The following is a 17,288-nucleotide window of genomic DNA, read 5'->3' as shown; positions in this document are numbered from 1 at the left end:
GCCGTTCATGAGGGCACCTCGAAGGCTTTCATGCGGTCCAGGACCTTGTCGGCGGTCGGGGATTCCATACGGTCGACCAGGCGTCCGTCGGCGAGGAAGACGACCTCGTCGGCGTGGGCGGCGGCCACCGGGTCGTGGGTGACCATGACGACCGTGCGGGATGTCTGGCGCACCGTGCGGCCGAGCAGGCCGAGGACCTCCTCGCCGGAGCGGGAGTCGAGGTTGCCGGTGGGCTCGTCGGCGAAGACGACGTCCGGCCGGCCGGCGAAGGCCCTGGCCACGGCGACGCGCTGCTGCTGGCCGCCGGAGAGTTCGGAGGGGCGGTGGTGGAGCCGGTCGCGCAGTCCGACCACGTCGATCAGCGCGTCGATCCACTCCCGGTCGCCCCCGCCGCCCGCGAGGTCCAGCGGCAGGGTGATGTTCTCCGCGACGGTCAGCGTCGGCACCAGGTTGAAGGCCTGGAAGACGAAGCCGACGCGGTCGCGGCGCAGCAGGGTGAGGCGGCGGTCGTCGAGGCTGCCGAGCTCGATGTCGCCGATGTGGGCGGTGCCCGAGGTGAGCGTGTCGAGGCCGGCCGCGCAGTGCATCAGGGTGGACTTGCCGGAGCCCGAGGGCCCCATGATCGCGGTGAAGCGGCCGACCGGGAAGTCGACGCTCACCCCGTCCAGGGCCCTCACGCTGGTGTCACCGGTGCCGTACACCTTCACGGCGTCGACGACCCGGGCGGCCGTCGGCACGGTCGTCGTGACGGTCGTGGTCGTCATGCCGCACCGCCCTTGCCGGTACGGCCGAACTGCTCGTCCAGGACGGACAGTCGGCGCCAGTACTCGTCCTCGTCGATCTCGCCGGAGGCGAACCGGTGGCCGAGCACGGTGATGGGTGAGTTGTCGTCGGGCGCCTGCCGCCAGGGGCCGCGGCGTCCGCGCCACACCGTGCGGCGCAGCAGGGTGATGCCGCCGATCACGACGGCCGCCCAGATCAGCGGGAAGAGGAGGATCCACGGGCCGGGGCCGCCGTCGGCGAAGTGAGCCAGGGTCTGCATCTCGAGTCATCTCCCGAGTCGGGTCCGAAGAATTCGGATGGGTTCGGATCAGTTCGGATGGAGTCGTTCGGTGATGCTTCGAGGCTCGCGCCGGAAGGGGGTCCGGGTCGTCGTACGGCCAGCGGCAGTGTGCGTACCTCGCGGGGAGTACGCGGAGGTGATGGCGCTGCTCCCTAAGGGCTCGACTTCTGTAACTACTAGTATGTACAGTGAGGGCATGAGCACCTCGAACACCTCGGGCACCTCCGACCGGCTGATCGAGTCCACCCGTGAACTGCTGTGGGAGCGCGGCTATGTGGGCACCAGCCCCAAGGCGATCCTGGAGCGCGCCGGCGCCGGACAGGGCAGCATGTACCACCACTTCAAGGGGAAGCCGGATCTCGCGCTGGCCGCGATCCGCCGTACCGCCGAGGAGATGAGGGCTACCGCGGCGGGAGTACTCGACAGGCCGGGCACGCCGTACGAACGTATCGAGGCGTATCTGTGGCGGGAGCGCGATGTGCTGCGCGGCTGTCCGGTCGGGCGGCTGACGATGGACCCGGACGTGATCGCCAGCGACGCACTGCGGGCGCCGGTCGACGAGACGCTCGACTGGCTGCGCGAACGGCTCGCCGGGATCGTCGAGGAAGGCAAGGAGCGGGGGCAGTTCGCGTCCGGGCTCGACGGTGAGTCGATCGCGGCGACGATCGTCGCGACGGTGCAGGGCGGCTATGTCCTCGCCCGCGCGTCCGGTTCGCCCGCCGCCTTCGAGGCGGGTGTGCGGGGTCTGCTGTCCCTTCTCGCACCGCGCCAGGGCCGGGAACGGGACCAGGAACAGGAACAGGACCGGGAACACTAGGAAGGCGTCCGATGCACGCGACGCAGTACGAGCTCACCCTGCCTGCCGACTACGACATGGGGATCATCCGCCGTCGCGTCGCGAGCCGGGGGCATCTGCTCGACGACTGGCCGGGCTTGGGCTTCAAGGCGTACCTGATGCGCGAGCGCGGTGTGCGCGGATCGCCGGTCAACCAGTACGCGCCGTTCTATCTGTGGGACACCGTCGCCGGCATGAACGCCTTCCTCTGGGGAGGCCCCTTCCAGGGGATCGTCGATGACTTCGGGCGGCCGTCGGTCCGGCAGTGGTCCGGGCTGGCGTACGAGGAGGGCGGCGCCGTCGGCTGCCCCGCACGGGTCGCGGTGCTGCGGCGCCGACAGGTGCCGGACGAGGGCCTGTTGAGCGACGTCATGGCGGACGCGGCGCGGGAGACCGAGCAGATCGCCCGCGAGGGCGGCTCGGTGCTCTCGGCGGCCGCCGTGGACGCGAGTCGTTGGGAGCTGATCCACTTCTCCCTCTGGGAGAACGACACGCCCAAGACCGACGGCGACAGGTACGAGGTGCTGCACGTCTCCGCGCCCGGGCGAGAACGGTTGCGGGGCTGACGAGGAAGTTCACAGCGAGGAGACCCAGACATGCCCTTCGTTCGCATCGACGCCCTGGGAGCCGGCCCCGAGCGACTGGACGCGCTCGGCCGTGCCGTGCACGACGCCCTGGTGGAGGCCGTGGGGATCCCGCCCGACGACCGGTTCCAGGTACTGGTCGGCCACGACGGCACCCACAGCACGCTCCGCTACGACCCCGACTACCTGGGCATCCACCGGGACGACGGCATCGTGTACGTCACGATCACCCTGCGTTCCGGGCGGACCCCCGCGCAGAAGCAGGCCCTGTACCGGCGGATCGCCGAACTCGCCCACCGTTACTCCGGGACCGAGCCTCGGAACGTGTTCGTCAACCTGATCGAGAACGAGCCGATCAACTGGTCGTTCGGCGACGGGGTGGCGCAGTACGCCGACTCCCCCGCCCCCGTCGACTCCCCCACGTCGGCCGGCGTCAGGGCTCCCTGAGGTCCAGGCGTCCGATCCGGGCCACGTTCTCCCGGTCCTCCGCGTCACCGCTGGCCTCGCCGGCGAACCAGGCGTCGAGGATCTCCTTGAGCAGGGGTTCGGACGTCAGGCGCAGACTGAGGGCGAGCACATTGGCGTCGTTCCAGCGGCGGGCGCCGTCCGCGGTGTAGGCGTCCGTGCACAGGGCCGCCCGTACGCCGGGCACCTTGTTCGCGGCGATCGACGCGCCCGTGCCGGTCCAGCAGCACACGACCGCCTGGTCCGCGGTCCCGTCGGCGACCTCGCGGGCCGCCGCCTCCGAGCAGGCGGCCCACTGCGGGTCGTCGCCGGGGCTGAGGGCGCCGTGGGTCACCACGTCGTGGCCTCGGCCGCGCAGTTCGGTGACGAGGAGGCGGGCGACGGGTTCGTCCATGTCCGAGGAGACCGAGATCCGCATGTGCCGAGCCTACCGCTGGGCATGCGCCCGCCCGGGGCGCGGCCGAGCATGGAGAGGAGCGGTGGGAACGGCCGAGGAGGAACCATGCCGACCCTGCACATCGAGCATCCGATCACGGACTTCGCCAAGTGGAAGACGGCCTTCGACCGCTTCGCCACGGCACGCGCGGACGCGGGCGTACGCCACTACCGGGTCCAGCAGCCCGTCGACGATCCCGCCTATGTCGTCGTCGACCTCGACTTCGACGACGTGGCCGAAGCCGAGCGGTTCCTGGGGTTCCTGAGGTCGAGGGTGTGGTCGTCGTCCGAGAACGCGCCCGCGCTGTCGGGGGCGCCCCGGACGCGGATCCTGGAGACCGCCGAGGAGCGGTGAGGCCTACGGGGCCAGCGCCCCCAGCGGATCGTCGAGCACCGGCTGCCACGCCAACTCGGCGGCGCCGACCAGGCTGTTGTGGTCGAGGGTGCAGGCGAGGATCGGGACGCCGCCGCTCTGGCCCCACAGGCTGCGGTCGGCGACGACGGCGCGCAGACGGTCGGGGTCGGTGTCGAGGAGGGTGCGGTGCAGACCGCCGAGGATGATGCGGTCCGGGTTGAGGATGTTGACCAGGCCGGCCAGACCCAGGCCGAGCCGGTCGATGAGGGCCTCGGTGGCCGTGCGGACCGCGGGGTCGTCGTACTGGGTACGGATCAGGTCCTTGGCCTGCTGGAGCAGGGAGCCCTCGGGACCGGGCTCGCGGCCGGCCGCCGTGAGGAGCGCCAGCGGGTCGGTCTCGACGTCCAGGCAGCCTCGGCTGCCGCAGTGACAGGGTCTGCCCTCGGGGTGCACGGTGAGGTGGCCGACCTCCAGGGCCAGGCCCGAACTGCCGGTGTGCAGACGGCCGTCCAGCACGAGCGCGCCGCCGACTCCCCGGTGTCCGGTGGCCACGCACAGCAGGTCGCGAGCGCCGCGCCCGGCGCCGTGCCGGTGCTCGGCGAGGGCGGCGAGGTTGACGTCGTTGGCGGCGAAGGCCGGTCCGGTGATGCCGGCCGCGCGGACGCACTCCGTGAAGATACGGCGCACCGGCGCGCCCACGGGCCAGGCGAGGTGCAGGGGGTTCAGCGCCAGCCCGTCCGGTTCCGCGACCGCGGAGGGGACGGCGAGGCCCGCGCCGACGCAGCGTCGGCCGGTCGCGCGCAGCAGGTCGGCGCCGGCCTCGACCACCGAGCCGAGGACCTTCGCCGGATCGGCGTCGACCGTCTCGCGGCCGGGCGCGGTGGCGACGATACGGCCGCCCAGGCCGACCAGCGCGGCCCGGAACCCGTCGGCGTGCACCTGTGCGGCGAGGACGACCGGGCCGTCCTCGGCGACCGCCAGCCGGTGCGAGGGCCGGCCCTGCGAACCCGCTGCCGCGCCGGGCCGGGCGTCGACCCGGATCAGGCCGAGCGCCTCCAGCTCGGCGGCGACCGCGCCGGCGGTGGCCCGGGTCACGCCGAGTTCGGCGGTGAGGACGGCGCGCGTGGGGGCGCGTCCGGTGTGCACGAGCTCCAACGCGGGTCCGAGCGCACCGCGCCCCCGGTCCAACCGCGTCCTCGAGGTGGTCCCTTCCCCCGCCGGCCGGGGGTCCGCCTTGCCGCTCATGAGGGCGAGTCTCCCATGATCCGTTGATGGGCCGGCCTACAGCCCGCTCACCCGGAGCGTGATGTTCAGCCGCCCGGTCAGTCCCAACTCCGGCGGCGCGGTGCCCGGGTACACCTTCGGCACGCCGTGGTAGGCGAGCCGGGACGGGCCGCCGAAGACGAAGAGGTCCCCGCTGCGCAGCTCGACGTCCGTGTACGGCCGGGTCCGGGTCTCGGTGTTGCCGAAGCGGAAGACGCAGGTGTCGCCGAGACTCAGGGACACCACCGGGGCGTCCGACTTCTCGTCGCTGTCGCGGTGCATGCCCATGTGGGCGCCGGCGTCGTAGAAGTTGATCAGCGCGATGTCGTACGCGGCCTCCCGGTGCGCGGCCTGTGGCTCGCCGAGTGCGTCCCGCGCCGCGCGCCTGCCCAGCTCGCCCAGCCACTCGGGGAACGGTTTCACCGGGGCTCCGTCGCCGTCGACGACCGTGCGGGCGTAGCCGTACGGGTACCAGTGCCGGCCCAGGCAGACCTGCCGGGCGGTCATGGTGCCGCCGCCGGGGGTGCGGACCGTGCGCAGGCCGGCCGGTGGGCGGGCCCACTCGCGGCAGGCCTCCAGCAGCTCGCGCCGGCGACCCGGATCCAGCCAGTCGGGCACGTGCACCGCGCCCGGCGCGACCTGCGTACGCTCCCGGGGGAACAGCTCGGCGTCCATGCCTCCCATCCTCCCCCACCGGCCTTGAGCTGCGGCTCGGCTAGCCTTGACGCACGATGAACGACCGCACCATGAACGACCGTATGACGACGCCCTGGGGCGAGCTCGCGCTGACCCGCTTCCCCGAGGACCCCCGTGAGAGGCTGCGCGCCTGGGACGCCTCCGACGAGTACCTCCTGAGGCATCTGGCGGAGCGGGAGACCCCGCTGTCCGGCACGGTCGTGGTCGTCGGTGACCGCTGGGGCGCCCTGGTCACGGCGCTCGCGGCGCACGGCCCGGTGCAGATCACCGACTCCTACCTGGCCCAGGAGGCGACCCGGGCCAACCTCGCCCGCCGCGGCGTCGAGCCCGGCACCGTCCAGCTGCGCACCACGCAGGATCCGCCGCCGGAGCGTGTCGACGTGCTGCTCGTGCGGGTGCCGAAGAGCCTGGCCCTGCTGGAGGACCAGCTGCTGCGGCTGGCGCCCGCGGTGCACGCGGGCACGGTGGTGGTCGGCACCGGGATGGTGAAGGAGATCCACACCTCGACGCTGCAGCTGTTCGAGCGGATCCTCGGCCCGACCCGCACCTCGCTGGCCGAGAGGAAGGCCCGGCTGATCTTCTGCACGCCCGAGCCGTCCGCGGAGCGGCTCGCGAACCCGTGGCCGTACGTCTATGACCTCCCGAACGGCATCGGCCCGGTCTCCGGGCGCACGGTCGTCAATCACGCGGGCGTCTTCTGCGCCGACCGGCTCGACATCGGTACGCGCTTCTTCCTGGGGCATCTGCCGGGTGGCGAGGGCGCCCGGCGGGTGGTGGACCTCGGGTGCGGCAACGGCGTCGTCGGTACGGCGATGGCGCTGGCGAACCCGGACGCCGAGGTGCTGTTCGTGGACGAGTCCTTCCAGGCCGTGGCCTCGGCGGAGGCGACGTACAAGGCGAACGGGGTGCCTGGGCACGCCGAGTTCCGGGTCGGGGACGGAATGGCGGGGGTGCCGGCCGGGAGTGTGGACCTCGTGCTGAACAATCCGCCGTTCCACTCCCACCAGGCGACGACCGACGCGACGGCCTGGCGGATGTTCACGGGGGCGCGGCGTGCGCTGCGGCCGGGCGGCGAGCTGTGGGTGATCGGAAATCGGCATCTCGGCTACCACGTGAAGCTGCGGCGGCTGTTCGGCAACAGTCAACTCGTCGCCGGTGACCCGAAGTTCGTGGTGCTGAGGGCCGTCAAGAGGTAGGGCGGCGGGGCGGGGCGTCACCGTCTCAGGCCGGTACGCCTCTCAGGCCAGTACCCCGATGATGTCGGCCACCGCCCGTACCATCGCCTCCCGGCCGACGCTCAGGTACTTGCGTGAGTCGACCGCCTCGGGATGGGCGGCGAGGAAGTCCCGGATCGCTCCCGTCATGGCGATGTTGAGGGCCGTGCCGACATTGACCTTGGCGATGCCGCCCGCGACCGCGGCGGTCAGTTCGTCGTCGGGGACGCCGGAGGAGCCGTGCAGGACGAGGGGGACGTCCAGGGTGTCGGCCAGGCGCTTGAGGAGGTCGTGGTCGAGGGTGGCGGTGCGGGTGGTCATGGCGTGTGAGCTGCCGATGGCGACGGCGAGGGCGTCGACGCCGGAGTCGGCGACGAAGGCGTGGGCCTCGGCAGGGTCGGTGCGGGCGCCCGGGGCGTGGGCGTCGAGGGGTGGCTCGCCGTTCTTGCCGCCCAGCCGCCCCAACTCGGCCTCGATCCACAGCCCTTGGGCATGGGCCCAGTCGACGGCGGCCTTCGTCGCGGCGAGGTTGTCCAGGTAGGGCAGCCGGGCCGCGTCGTACATCACGGAGCTGAACCCGGCGTCGGGTGCCTGCCGCAGCAGGTCGTCGCTCTGGATGTGGTCGAGGTGCAACGCGACGGGCACGGCGGCGCGTTCGGCGGCGGCGACGGCGGCCCGGGCGAGCGGGAGCAGCCGTCCGTAGCGGAACTTGACGGCGTTCTCGCTGACTTGGAGGACGACGGGTGAACTCACCGATTCCGCACCGGCGATGACGGCCTCGACGTGCTCCAGGGTGATGACGTTGAAGGCGGCGACGGCGGACCGGGCTGCGGCGGCGCGGGTGATGAGCTCGCCGGTGGTCACGAGGGGCACGGCCTGTCCTTTCTCGGCGCGTGGGGGGGTGCGAGGAGGTCGAGTGGGCGGGTCAGGGGGTGAGGATCACCGAGCGGGTGAGGTGGCGCGGGCGGTCCGGGTCGAGGCCGCGGGCCGCGGCGACGGCGACCGCGAGGCGCTGGGCGCGGACCAGTTCGGCGAGCGGGTCGAGGCGGCCCTCGATCCACAGTCCGCCGGTGGAGCGCACCTGATCGGCCAGTCCCTCGGGTGCCTCACCGAACATCCAGGTCGCGGAGCCGTTCGTGGTGATGCTGATCGGGCCGTGCCGGTACTCCATGGCGGGGTAGGCCTCGGTCCAGGCGAGGGACGCCTCGCGCATCTTCAGCCCGGCCTCGTTGGCCAGGCCCACGGTCCAGCCCCGGCCGAGGAAGGTGAACTGCCCGCATTCCACGAGCCCTTCGGGCAGGTCGTCGGCGAGGGCGGTACGGGCGTCGGCCACGACGGCGTCGATGTGCAGGCCGAGGTGGGCGCGGAGCAGCGTGAGCGCCGTGGTCGCGAACCGGGTCTGCACGACGGAGCGTTCATCGGCGTAGTCGAGGACGACGAGCTCGTCGGCGGCCGTCATGACGGGCGTGTCCGGGTCGGCGGTGATCGCCGTGGTACGCGTCCTTCCCTTCAACTCGCCCAGCAGGTCGAGCACTTCGGTCGTCGTACCGGAGCGACTGAGGGCGAGGACGCGGTCGTAGGCGCGTCCGTGCGGGAACTCCGAGGCGGCGAAGGCGTCCGTCTCGCCCCGGCCCGATCCCTCGCGCAGTGCGGCGAAGGCCTGCGCCATGAAGTACGACGTCCCGCAGCCGACGACCGCGACCCGCTCCCCCGGCTCCGGCAGCACCCCGCCGAGACCGGTCGCCTCGTCGGCCGCGCGGGTCCAGCACTCGGGTTGGCTGTTGAGCTCGTCCTCGACATGCGTCATGCCGCCGTCCTTCACGCTCTCGTTGGGCATCGCGGTGCTTGTGATTGTTCTTGCAAGATATCGCTAGCTTTCGAGCAGAATCAAGCATTGCGGTAGGGAGGGGTGCGCTAAGGTCGCCGGAGATCGGGGAGTGATCGAGGAATGGAGGGCGGATGTCGCGCGACGCCCGCTGGAAGGCGCTGCTGGAGCTGCTCGTGGAGCGGGGCCGGCTGGACGTCGAGGAGGCGGCCGCCGAGCTGGCGGTCTCGGCCGCGACGATCCGCCGTGACTTCGATCAGCTCGCCGAGCAGCAGATGCTGGTCCGCACCCGGGGCGGCGCGGTCGTGCACGGAGTGTCGTACGAACTGCCGCTGCGCTACAAGACCGCCCGGCACGCCTCCGAGAAGCAGCGCATCGCGAAAGCGGTGGCCGACCTCATCGCACCCGGCGAGGCGGTCGGGCTGACCGGCGGAACGACGACGACCGAGGTGGCGCGCGCTCTGGCCGTGCGCAGCGACCTGACGTCCGGGACACCGGCGCTGACCGTCGTCACCAACGCGCTCAACATCGGCAACGAGCTGGCCGTCCGCCCCCAGTTCAAGATCGTGCTCACCGGCGGGGTCGCCCGCCCGCAGTCGTACGAGCTCATCGGGCCGCTCGCCGACGGGGTGCTGTCCCAGATCACCCTCGACATGGCCGTCCTCGGCGTCGTCGGCTTCGACGCCACGCACGGCGCCGCCGCGCACGACGAGGCGGAGGCGGCGATCAACCGGCTGCTGTGCGAGCGCGCCGAGCGGGTGGTCGTGGCCGCCGACTCCAGCAAGCTGGGCCGGCGGGCGTTCGCCCGGATCTGCGCGGCCGACGCGGTGGACACGCTGGTCACGGACACGGCGGCCCAGCCCGACACCGTGCGGCGCTTCGAGGAGGCGGGCCTGCGCGTCATCGCGGTCTGAGCCCGCGCGTTCCGGGACCCTGATCCCGGCTCCCGACCGTCCGATTCCACCTACGCTGGGAGCGAGGCGCACTGCGGGTCAGGGAGTCGGCGGCAGGAAGTCGGCAGGCCAGGGAGTCGGCGGGCCAGGGAGGCTGCGATGAGCACAACCCCGATCGAGGCGGACGCACCCACGGCGTCGCGCTATCTGCCGATCGCCGAGCACGGGCTGATCGGCGATCTGCGCAGTGTGGCCCTGGTGGGGACGGACGGCACGATCGACTGGTACTGCTGCCCGGCCTTCGACGCGCCGAGCGTCTTCGCGGCGATCCTGGACGCGGAGCGGGGCGGCTGCTTCGAGCTGGCGGCGGCGGTGCCGGCCAGGACCAAGCAGTTCTACTTCCCCGACACGAACGTCCTGATCACCCGGTTCTTCACCGAGGACGGCGTCGGCGAGGTGCAGGACTTCATGCCGGTGGACGCCAGCTCGGTCGAGTCCGAACGGCACCGGCTGATCCGGCGGGTGGTGTGCGTCCGCGGGTCGATCCCGTTCCGCACCCGGGTCGCGCCGCGTTTCGAGTACGGCACACAGCCGCACACCGTCCGCATGGTGGGCGAGGTCGCGGTGTTCGAGTCCGAGAAGCTGTCGCTGGGGCTGACCTCGACCATGCCGCTGGAGGTCGAGGGACCGGACGTGCGCGCCGACTTCAAGCTCGCGCAGGGCGAGTCGGCGGTGTTCGCGCTGGACCGGCTCGGCGCCGAGGTGACGCTGCGCCGGTGTGCCCGGACCGAGGCGGAGGACCAGTTCAACAGCACGGTGGCGTACTGGCGCAAGTGGCTGTCCGCGTCCCAGTACCGGGGCCGCTGGCGGGAGATGGTGCACCGCTCCGCGCTCACCCTGAAGCTGCTCACCTACGCGCCGACCGGAGCGATCGTGGCCGCGCCGACGACGAGCCTGCCCGAGCAGCTCGGCGGGGAGCGCAACTGGGACTACCGGTACGTGTGGGTGCGCGACGCCGCGTTCTGTGTGTACGCGATGCTGCGCCTGGGCTTCACGGAGGAGGCCGAGGCGTTCATGAACTTCCTGACCGAGCACGTCAGCCGGGGCGACGGCTGTCGGACCGGCCCGTTGCAGATCATGTACGGCATCGACGGCCGCGCCGAGCTGCCCGAGCGCGAACTCGGCCATCTGGAGGGGCACTTGGGCTCCGCGCCGGTGCGCATCGGCAACGGCGCCGCCGGCCAGCTGCAGCTCGACATCTACGGCGCGCTGATCGACTCGATCTATCTCTACGACAAGTGGGCCAAGCCGATCTCCAGCGACCAGTGGGACGACGTGTGCGCGCTGGTGGACTGGGTGTGCGACAACTGGGACCAGCCGGACGAAGGCGTCTGGGAGACCCGTGGCGGTCGTAAGAACTTCCTGTACTCGCGGCTGATGTGCTGGGTGGCGATCGAGCGGGCCATCCGGATGGCGACCCGGCGCGGCCTGCCCGCCGATCTGCCGCGCTGGGGCGGGTGCCGGGACACGATCTACCGGCGGATCATGAAGCGAGGCTGGTCGGAGGCCCGGCAGGCCTTCGTGCAGCACGAGGACGGCGATGTGCTGGACGCTGCGGTGCTGATGATGCCGCTGGCGAAGTTCATCGCGCCGACCGACCCCAAGTGGCTGTCGACGCTGGACGCCCTCACCGAGGACCTGGTGTCCGACTCGCTGGTCTACCGCTACGACCCGCAGGCGAGCCCCGACGGGCTGCGCGGTGACGAGGGCACGTTCTCCATCTGCTCGTTCTGGTACGTCGAGGCGATGGTCCGGGCCGGCCGGGTCGACGAGGCGCGGCTGGCCTTCGAGAAGATGCTGACGTACGCCAACCATCTGGGCCTGTATGCCGAGGAGATCAGTCACACCGGTGAGCAACAGGGCAACTTCCCCCAGGCGTTCACGCATCTCGCCCTGATCAGCGCGGCCTTCAATCTGGACCGCGCCCTGGGGTGAGGGTGGTTCACCCGGTTCAACGGCATCCAGCGGCACTCAACGGCACTCAAACGGCGGGACATTCGACTTAGGCGAGGCTAACCTAAGCAACACCCCCCGACTCGCCGAAGGGCACCCGAGATGACGCCTGGCTCGATCTTCCCGTACGTCATGCCGACGCCCGCGATGCTGCCCGACGACACCACGGGATGGACCCTGGACCCGGGTCGGGCGGCGCTCGTCCTGCTCAACTTACAGAGGCGCTTCGTGCGCGTACTGGAGCAGGAGGGCGCCCCGATCGCCGAACTCCTTGCGAACGCAGGCCGGTTGGTGCGCGCCGCCCACGCCTCGGGCGTACCCGTCATCCACTCCGTACCCGCCGGGGAGCGCGGACCCGCCCTGTACGTACGGCGATCCGGCGCGCCGGCCGACCGGGACGGCGAGGCCTTCGCCCGGGAGGTCGAGCCGCGCACCGGGGACGCCGTTCTCACCGCCCGGAAGCACAGCGCGTTCGCCCGGACCCGGCTGGACAGCCGGTTGCGTGACCTGAAGCGGGATCAGGTGGTGATAGCGGGCCTGTTCGCCCGGGTCGGCGTGTTGATGACGGCGGCCGACGCCTGGGTGCAGGACCTGGAGCCCTTCGTCGTCGCGGACGCGGTCGCCGACGCCTCGGCCGGGAGCCACGGGTTCGCGCTGGAGTGGATCGCGGACACGTGCGGGGCGGTGACGTCCACCGACGGCGTGATGGCAGTGTTCGACCCTGCCGTGCCGGCGGCGGAAGCGGTCTGAACCGCTCGGTCCGGTCCGCTCGGACGGACGCCATGCATTGATAAGGTTAGGCTTACCTTGCTTCACTGGGCCCGCGCCGACGAGGAGACCCTGACGACGATCACACCGTTCGTCGCCGTGGGCCTGGTCCTCGCGCTGGCGCTGGTCCGTCCGCTGAACGCGCTCGCGCTGGGCGACGACGGCGCCCGGGCGCTGGGCGCGCATGTGGACCGCACCCGCATTCTCGGCCTCGCGGCGATGACGCTGCTGTGCGGGGCGGCGACCTCGGCCGTCGGACCGCTGGTGTTCGTCGGCCTCGCCGTCCCGCACATCGCCCGCATGATCGCCGGCGCCGACCAGCGCTGGACGCTGCCGCTGTCCCTGCTCCTCGCCCCCGCGCTGCTGCTCTTCGCCGACGTCCTCGGCCGGATCGCCGTACGCCCCGACGAACTGGACGCGGGCGTGGTCACCGCGGTGGTCGGCGCCCCGGTGTTCATCGCCCTGGTGCGCTACCGCAGGACGGTGCCCGCATGACGGCCGGGGCACCGGCGCGTACCGGTCCGCGCGCCCGTGCGCATGTCGTACGAAGTCGCTCGCACCGTTTCTCCCTGCGGGTGGACGCGCGCGCGGTGACGGTCTGTGTCCTGGTGCTGGCCGCCACCGCCGGAGTCGGGGTCCTAGCGCTCGGCACCGGCGAGTACGCGATCTCCCCGGCCGACGTGGTCCGCACGCTGCTGGGCAACGGCAGCCCGCGCACCGACTTCGTGGTCAACGACCTCAGACTGCCCCGTCTGCTGACCGGCATCCTGGCCGGCGCCGCGCTGGGTCTGAGCGGTGCCCTCTTCCAGAGTCTGACCCGCAATCCGCTGGCCAGCCCCGACATCGTCGGGTTCACCTACGGCTCCGCCACCGGAGGTCTGCTGGTGGTGCTGCTCGTCGGCGGCACCGGCGGGCAGATCGCCGTCGGCGCCGTGGGCGGAGGCCTGGCGACCGCCTTCCTCGTGTATCTGCTGGCGTGGCGGCAGGGCATCCACGGCTATCGGCTCGTACTGGTCGGGATCGGCGTGAGTGCCCTCCTCCAGGGAGTCAACGCCTACCTCCTCGCCAAGGCCCGCTTCACGCAGGCCGCGCAGGCGATGGCGTGGCTCAACGGCAGCCTCGACGGCCGGGGTTGGGCGGATGTCCGCCCGGCCGCCCTCGGTCTCGGCGACGACGTCGCGGGCGGCCTCGGCGTTCCGGTCCAGCGCACCCGGCTGGTGATCCTGGTGCTGGCCACGGCCGCCTGCGCGGTCGCCACCGCGGCGGCCGGGCCGATCCCGTTCGTGGCCCTCATCGCCCCGCAGCTGTCCCGCCGGCTCACCCGCGCCCCCGGCCCCAACCTCCTCGCGGCCACCTGCACCGGCGCCCTCCTCGTGATCACCGCGGACCACGCCTCCCAGCGCGTCCACGAGTCGGCCCAGCTACCGGTCGGCGTGGTGACCGCAGTGGTCGGCGGGGTGTACCTGGGGGTACTGCTGCGCGGGCAGCGGCGGGCGGGGCGGATCTGAGGTGGGTGGCCGTGACCGACCCGCCCGCGTGTTCATCGCGCCGCCGGCAGCTCAGTGGCTGCCTGCGAGTTCGCCGGTCAGCTTGCCGTGGAGGTGGGCGCTGGGGTCGTTCAGGCCGGTGATCTCGACGGTCTTGCCGCGCTGGGCGTACTTGGTCTCGACGGCGTCCAGGGCGGCGACGGACGAGGCGTCCCAGATGTGGGCGGCGGACAGGTCGATGACGACCTTCTTCGGATCGCCCGCGTAGTCGAACTGGCCGACGAGATCGTTGGAGGAGGCGAAGAACAGCTCACCGGTGACCCGGTAGACCACCGTCTCGCCGTCGGGGTCGGTGACGGCGGTGACATGGGCGAGGTGGGCGACGCGCCTGGCGAAGATGACCATGGCGGTGATCGAGCCGACGACGACGCCGATGGCGAGGTTGTCGGTGGCGACCACCACGGTCACGGTGATGACCATGACGGCGATCTCACCGGCCGGCATCCGCTTCAGCGTCTTCGGGGCGATGGAGTGCCAGTCGAAGGTCGCGAACGACACCATGACCATCACGGCGACCAGGGCGGCCATCGGGATGTCGGACACGACCGGGCCGAAGACGATGCACAGCACCATCAGGAACGCGCCCGCGAGGAACGTGGACAGGCGGGTGCGGGCGCCGGAGACCTTCACGTTGATCATCGTCTGACCGATCATGGCGCAGCCGCCCATGCCGCCGAAGAAGCCGGTGACGATGTTGGCGATGCCCTGGCCGACGGACTCGCGGGTCTTGGAGGAGTGGGTGTCGGTGATGTCGTCGACCAGCTTCGCGGTCATCAGCGACTCCATCAGGCCGACCAGTGCCATCGCGAAGGCGTAGGGAGCGACGGTGGTCAGGGTGTCGATGGTGAACGGCACGTCCGGCAGACCGGGCACCGGCAGGGAGGACGGCAGGGCGCCCTTGTCGCCGACGGTCGGCACGGCGATCCCGGCGGCGACCGTGATCACGGTGAGGATGACGATGGCGACCAGTGGGGCCGGGATCACCGTGGTGACCTTCGGGAAGAACATCATGAGGGCCAGACCCGCCGCGATCAGCGGATACACGGGCCAGGGGACATGGTGGGTCTCGGGGATCTGAGCCATGAAGATCAGGATCGCGAGGGCGTTGACGAAGCCGACCATCACCGAACGCGACACGAAGCGCATCAGCTTGGCCACCCCGAGCGCACCGAGCGCGATCTGGATGACACCGGCCAGGATGACCGCGGCGACCAGGTATCCGAACCCGTGCTCACGGTTGAGCGGGGCGATCACGAGTGCGACCGCGCCGGTGGCGGCGGAGATCATCGCCCGTCGGCCACCGACGACGGAGATGACCACGGCCATGGTGAACGAGGCGAACAGGCCGACCGCCGGGTCGACCCCGGCGATGATCGAGAACGAGATCGCCTCCGGGATCAGCGCGAGGGCGACGACCAGGCCGGCCAGGATCTCGGTGCGCCAGACCTTCGGGTTGTGCAGCCAGTCGGGGCGCAGGCCGGGCAGCCGCGCGGCGGGAGTCGCCACGGAAGAGGACGGAGAAGCCAAGGAGATGCGTACCTGTCGTGCTCGGGCACACCCCACGGGCGGGCAGGGATGTGCGGGAAGGACGCGCGAGGACCGGGCCGGCACCCCGCGGACGGCCCGCGGGGCGAGCCGGAGGTCGGAAGGGGACATGAGACGGGGCGGCGCGCGTCGGCGGCCGGGCGGCTCACATCCGGGGGCGAAGGCTCACGGCGGGCAGGCGGCGGCGATCGGCGTCCGGGGCTCGCGCACGCTCTCTCCTGCGGGAATCGGGTCTTCGCCGGGGGCGCCATCGGCCCCGGAACGGCAGTGGCGGGGCGGCCGGACCGCCCTCACCGTCGGCAACTCTACCCTGACGTTAGGGTAGAGATCGTCGGTGGGGTCGTACGGGACGCGGCCCGCCACGACGGGAAGGGCCGGGGAGTCGGGCGTGGACGACAGGCACATGCAGATCGGCGAGGTCGCCGCGCGGACGGAGCTCTCCCTGCGCACCATCCGGCACTACGAGGAAACCGGCCTGGTCATCCCCTCCGCCCGGTCCCAGGGCGGGTTCCGCCTCTACACCGAGACCGATGTCGCCCGGCTGATGGTGATCCGCCGGATGAAGCCGCTCGGCTTCACCCTGGAGCAGATGCGCGACCTGCTGGACGCCACCGACCGCCTGGACGGTGACGGCACTCTCGACGACGGCGAGCGCGAGGCCCTGCTGGAGCGCGTCCGCACCTACCAGCAGGCCGCCGCGGAACAGGTGGAGAAGCTGCGCGTCCAGCTGTCCCGCGCCGAGGACTTCGCCGCCACCCTGGGCGCCCGCCTGGAGCAGAGTGCTGTGCGCTGAGGCTGTCAACCGGTGGCGGCCGCCGCCGTACCCGCCCGGACCGTGAACGCGGCCGTGTGCACCTCCCCTTCGTGCTTGAAGTCGAGGAAGAGGCGGTACGCCCCGCTGCTCGGCGCGGTCGCCGTGAAGGAGATCTCCGGGCCGGGCCTGGTCGTGCCGTCGCCGGGTTCGCCGTTCGGGTGGACGTGGAGGTAGGCGAGGTCTCCGGAGCGCAGGGCCACCAGGTGGCCGTAGGCGCCCAGATAGGGCTGGAGGTCGGTCACCGGCTTTCCGTCCCGCGAGACCTCGAGCTTCAGCTCGCTCTCCTTGCCGGGGCGAAGGCCCCCGTCGAGCCGGACGTCGTAGCCGTCGGTCTCGGCGGTGGTGTTCGGCGCGGGCAGTCGCTGCGCCTCGTAGGTGCCTGAGGCGGCGAGGTCGGCGCCGAGGGTGAGGTTCTCGGCGCCCTTCTTCTCCGGTGTGAAGTCGGCGAAGACGCGGTAGTCGCCCGCGCGGGGCAGGGCCACGGGGATGCTCCAGGTGCCGTCGGCGGCGCGGGTGGGATGCAGATGGCGGTAGGTGCCCAGGTCGCGGGAGGCCACGATGAGGTGGAGCTCCTTGTCGTGCTCGCGCCGGTAGGCGGTGACCGCGCGCCCGTCGTCGTCGCGGATGACGAAGCTCAGGTCGGTGCTCCGGCCCGCCGTGACGCTCGGTGTCCGCAGGTCGAGGGTGTAGCCGTCCTCGGAGATCTCCAGCCCGCCGGCCGGTTCGGTCTCGTTCCCGCCGTGCTCACCGTGTCCGCCACCTCCCTCCGGTGCCGGTGACGCCTCGCTGTGGCTCTCGTGGCGGGCGGGCGCGGGGTCCTCGACGACGGGGCCGACGGCCTCGCCCGCGCCGTAGGCGGTGCCGAAGGTCGCGGCCAGTGCGGCGGCGAACGCGGTGATCCTCAGTCCGGCATGCATGGCGGCCTCCTCGCGGGTCGGTCTCTCGATACGTTCCTTCACTGCACTTCACCATA

The 17,288-nt window shown here is 71.9% G+C and carries 20 protein-coding genes; 11 read left to right on the top strand and 9 right to left on the bottom strand.

The window, feature by feature from the left end:
• Positions 1-5 precede the first annotated feature (5 nt).
• Both L0P92_RS04680 and L0P92_RS04675 read right to left on the bottom strand, forming a co-directional pair.
• On the bottom strand, positions 6-764 hold the full coding sequence (locus L0P92_RS04680) for an ABC transporter ATP-binding protein (RefSeq protein ID WP_234761208.1): 759 nt from the start codon (positions 762-764) through the stop codon (positions 6-8).
• Positions 761-1,042, bottom strand: a complete 282-nt coding sequence (locus tag L0P92_RS04675; protein WP_234761207.1) for an SHOCT domain-containing protein — start codon at positions 1,040-1,042, stop codon at positions 761-763. Before L0P92_RS04675 ends, L0P92_RS04680 begins: the two co-directional genes overlap by 4 nt.
• A 202-nt stretch (positions 1,043-1,244) precedes the next feature.
• Here L0P92_RS04675 and L0P92_RS04670 point away from each other — a divergent pair, with 202 nt between their 5' ends.
• Genes L0P92_RS04670 through L0P92_RS04660 form a run of 3 tightly spaced genes read left to right on the top strand, consistent with a single transcriptional unit; the run spans position 1,245 to position 2,929 of the window.
• On the top strand, positions 1,245-1,880 hold the full coding sequence (locus L0P92_RS04670) for a TetR/AcrR family transcriptional regulator (RefSeq protein ID WP_234761206.1): 636 nt from the start codon (positions 1,245-1,247) through the stop codon (positions 1,878-1,880).
• Between the two features lie 11 nt (positions 1,881-1,891).
• The gene (locus L0P92_RS04665) at positions 1,892-2,464 is read left to right on the top strand and encodes a DUF4865 family protein (RefSeq protein ID WP_234761205.1); all 573 of its coding nucleotides are present in this window, start codon (positions 1,892-1,894) and stop codon (positions 2,462-2,464) included.
• Positions 2,465-2,494: 30 nt separating this feature from the next.
• Positions 2,495-2,929: a tautomerase family protein gene (locus L0P92_RS04660; RefSeq protein ID WP_234761204.1), complete on the top strand. Its 435-nt coding sequence runs from the start codon at positions 2,495-2,497 to the stop codon at positions 2,927-2,929.
• On the opposite strand, the gene L0P92_RS04655 is transcribed toward L0P92_RS04660, so the two are convergent.
• A complete protein-coding gene (locus L0P92_RS04655; protein ID WP_234761203.1) occupies positions 2,916-3,365 on the bottom strand; it encodes an RpiB/LacA/LacB family sugar-phosphate isomerase in 450 nt (149 codons plus the stop codon). The genes L0P92_RS04660 and L0P92_RS04655 overlap by 14 nt on opposite strands.
• A gap of 84 nt (positions 3,366-3,449) precedes the next feature.
• Here L0P92_RS04655 and L0P92_RS04650 point away from each other — a divergent pair, with 84 nt between their 5' ends.
• Positions 3,450-3,737 carry a hypothetical protein gene (locus L0P92_RS04650; RefSeq protein ID WP_234761202.1) on the top strand — a complete coding sequence of 96 codons (288 nt, stop codon included), beginning with the start codon at positions 3,450-3,452 and terminating at the stop codon, positions 3,735-3,737.
• Positions 3,738-3,740: 3 nt separating this feature from the next.
• Here L0P92_RS04650 and L0P92_RS04645 read toward each other — a convergent pair whose 3' ends face one another.
• Both L0P92_RS04645 and L0P92_RS04640 read right to left on the bottom strand, forming a co-directional pair.
• Positions 3,741-4,982: an ROK family protein gene (locus L0P92_RS04645; RefSeq protein ID WP_234761201.1), complete on the bottom strand. Its 1,242-nt coding sequence runs from the start codon at positions 4,980-4,982 to the stop codon at positions 3,741-3,743.
• A 36-nt stretch (positions 4,983-5,018) separates the two neighbouring features.
• Positions 5,019-5,675, bottom strand: a complete 657-nt coding sequence (locus tag L0P92_RS04640; RefSeq protein ID WP_234761200.1) for an alpha-ketoglutarate-dependent dioxygenase AlkB family protein — start codon at positions 5,673-5,675, stop codon at positions 5,019-5,021.
• Positions 5,676-5,758: 83 nt separating this feature from the next.
• Here L0P92_RS04640 and L0P92_RS04635 point away from each other — a divergent pair, with 83 nt between their 5' ends.
• Positions 5,759-6,892 (top strand): methyltransferase, encoded by a 1,134-nt coding sequence (locus tag L0P92_RS04635; protein ID WP_234761221.1) that lies wholly within the window; start codon positions 5,759-5,761, stop codon positions 6,890-6,892.
• Positions 6,893-6,934: 42 nt separating this feature from the next.
• On the opposite strand, the gene L0P92_RS04630 is transcribed toward L0P92_RS04635, so the two are convergent.
• On the bottom strand, positions 6,935-7,783 hold the full coding sequence (locus tag L0P92_RS04630; protein ID WP_234761199.1) for a class II fructose-bisphosphate aldolase: 849 nt from the start codon (positions 7,781-7,783) through the stop codon (positions 6,935-6,937).
• 52 nt (positions 7,784-7,835) lie between these two features.
• Positions 7,836-8,717: an SIS domain-containing protein gene (locus tag L0P92_RS04625; RefSeq protein ID WP_234761220.1), complete on the bottom strand. Its 882-nt coding sequence runs from the start codon at positions 8,715-8,717 to the stop codon at positions 7,836-7,838.
• 152 nt (positions 8,718-8,869) lie between these two features.
• Between L0P92_RS04625 and L0P92_RS04620 the strand changes: the two genes are divergently transcribed.
• From L0P92_RS04620 to L0P92_RS04600, 5 genes are all read left to right on the top strand, one after another.
• Entirely contained in the window at positions 8,870-9,649 is a 780-nt protein-coding gene (locus L0P92_RS04620; protein ID WP_234761198.1) for a DeoR/GlpR family DNA-binding transcription regulator, read from the top strand.
• A gap of 138 nt (positions 9,650-9,787) precedes the next feature.
• Positions 9,788-11,623, top strand: coding sequence for a glycoside hydrolase family 15 protein (locus L0P92_RS04615; RefSeq protein ID WP_234761197.1), 1,836 nt, complete (start codon positions 9,788-9,790; stop codon positions 11,621-11,623).
• Positions 11,624-11,743: 120 nt separating this feature from the next.
• On the top strand, positions 11,744-12,391 hold the full coding sequence (locus L0P92_RS04610; RefSeq protein ID WP_234761196.1) for an isochorismatase family protein: 648 nt from the start codon (positions 11,744-11,746) through the stop codon (positions 12,389-12,391).
• A 57-nt stretch (positions 12,392-12,448) separates the two neighbouring features.
• On the top strand, positions 12,449-12,904 hold the full coding sequence (locus L0P92_RS04605; RefSeq protein ID WP_234761195.1) for a FecCD family ABC transporter permease: 456 nt from the start codon (positions 12,449-12,451) through the stop codon (positions 12,902-12,904).
• Positions 12,901-13,917, top strand: a complete 1,017-nt coding sequence (locus tag L0P92_RS04600) for a FecCD family ABC transporter permease (protein WP_234761194.1) — start codon at positions 12,901-12,903, stop codon at positions 13,915-13,917. The genes L0P92_RS04605 and L0P92_RS04600 overlap by 4 nt, the downstream gene beginning before the upstream one ends.
• 51 nt (positions 13,918-13,968) lie before the next feature.
• Here L0P92_RS04600 and L0P92_RS04595 read toward each other — a convergent pair whose 3' ends face one another.
• Entirely contained in the window at positions 13,969-15,462 is a 1,494-nt protein-coding gene (locus L0P92_RS04595; protein ID WP_234761193.1) for a SulP family inorganic anion transporter, read from the bottom strand.
• A 427-nt stretch (positions 15,463-15,889) separates the two neighbouring features.
• On the opposite strand from L0P92_RS04595, the gene L0P92_RS04590 reads away from it, so the two are divergent.
• Positions 15,890-16,294 carry a MerR family transcriptional regulator gene (locus tag L0P92_RS04590; protein ID WP_234761192.1) on the top strand — a complete coding sequence of 135 codons (405 nt, stop codon included), beginning with the start codon at positions 15,890-15,892 and terminating at the stop codon, positions 16,292-16,294.
• 5 nt (positions 16,295-16,299) lie between these two features.
• Here the strand turns inward: L0P92_RS04590 and L0P92_RS04585 are convergent, their stop codons facing one another.
• Positions 16,300-17,232 (bottom strand): DUF8832 domain-containing protein, encoded by a 933-nt coding sequence (locus tag L0P92_RS04585; RefSeq protein ID WP_234761191.1) that lies wholly within the window; start codon positions 17,230-17,232, stop codon positions 16,300-16,302.
• Positions 17,233-17,288: the final 56 nt, after the last annotated feature.

This window comes from Streptomyces muensis (assembly GCF_021474425.1).
Lineage (GTDB): Bacteria > Actinomycetota > Actinomycetes > Streptomycetales > Streptomycetaceae > Streptomyces > Streptomyces muensis.
This window is presented reverse-complemented; position numbering and strand designations above follow the sequence as displayed.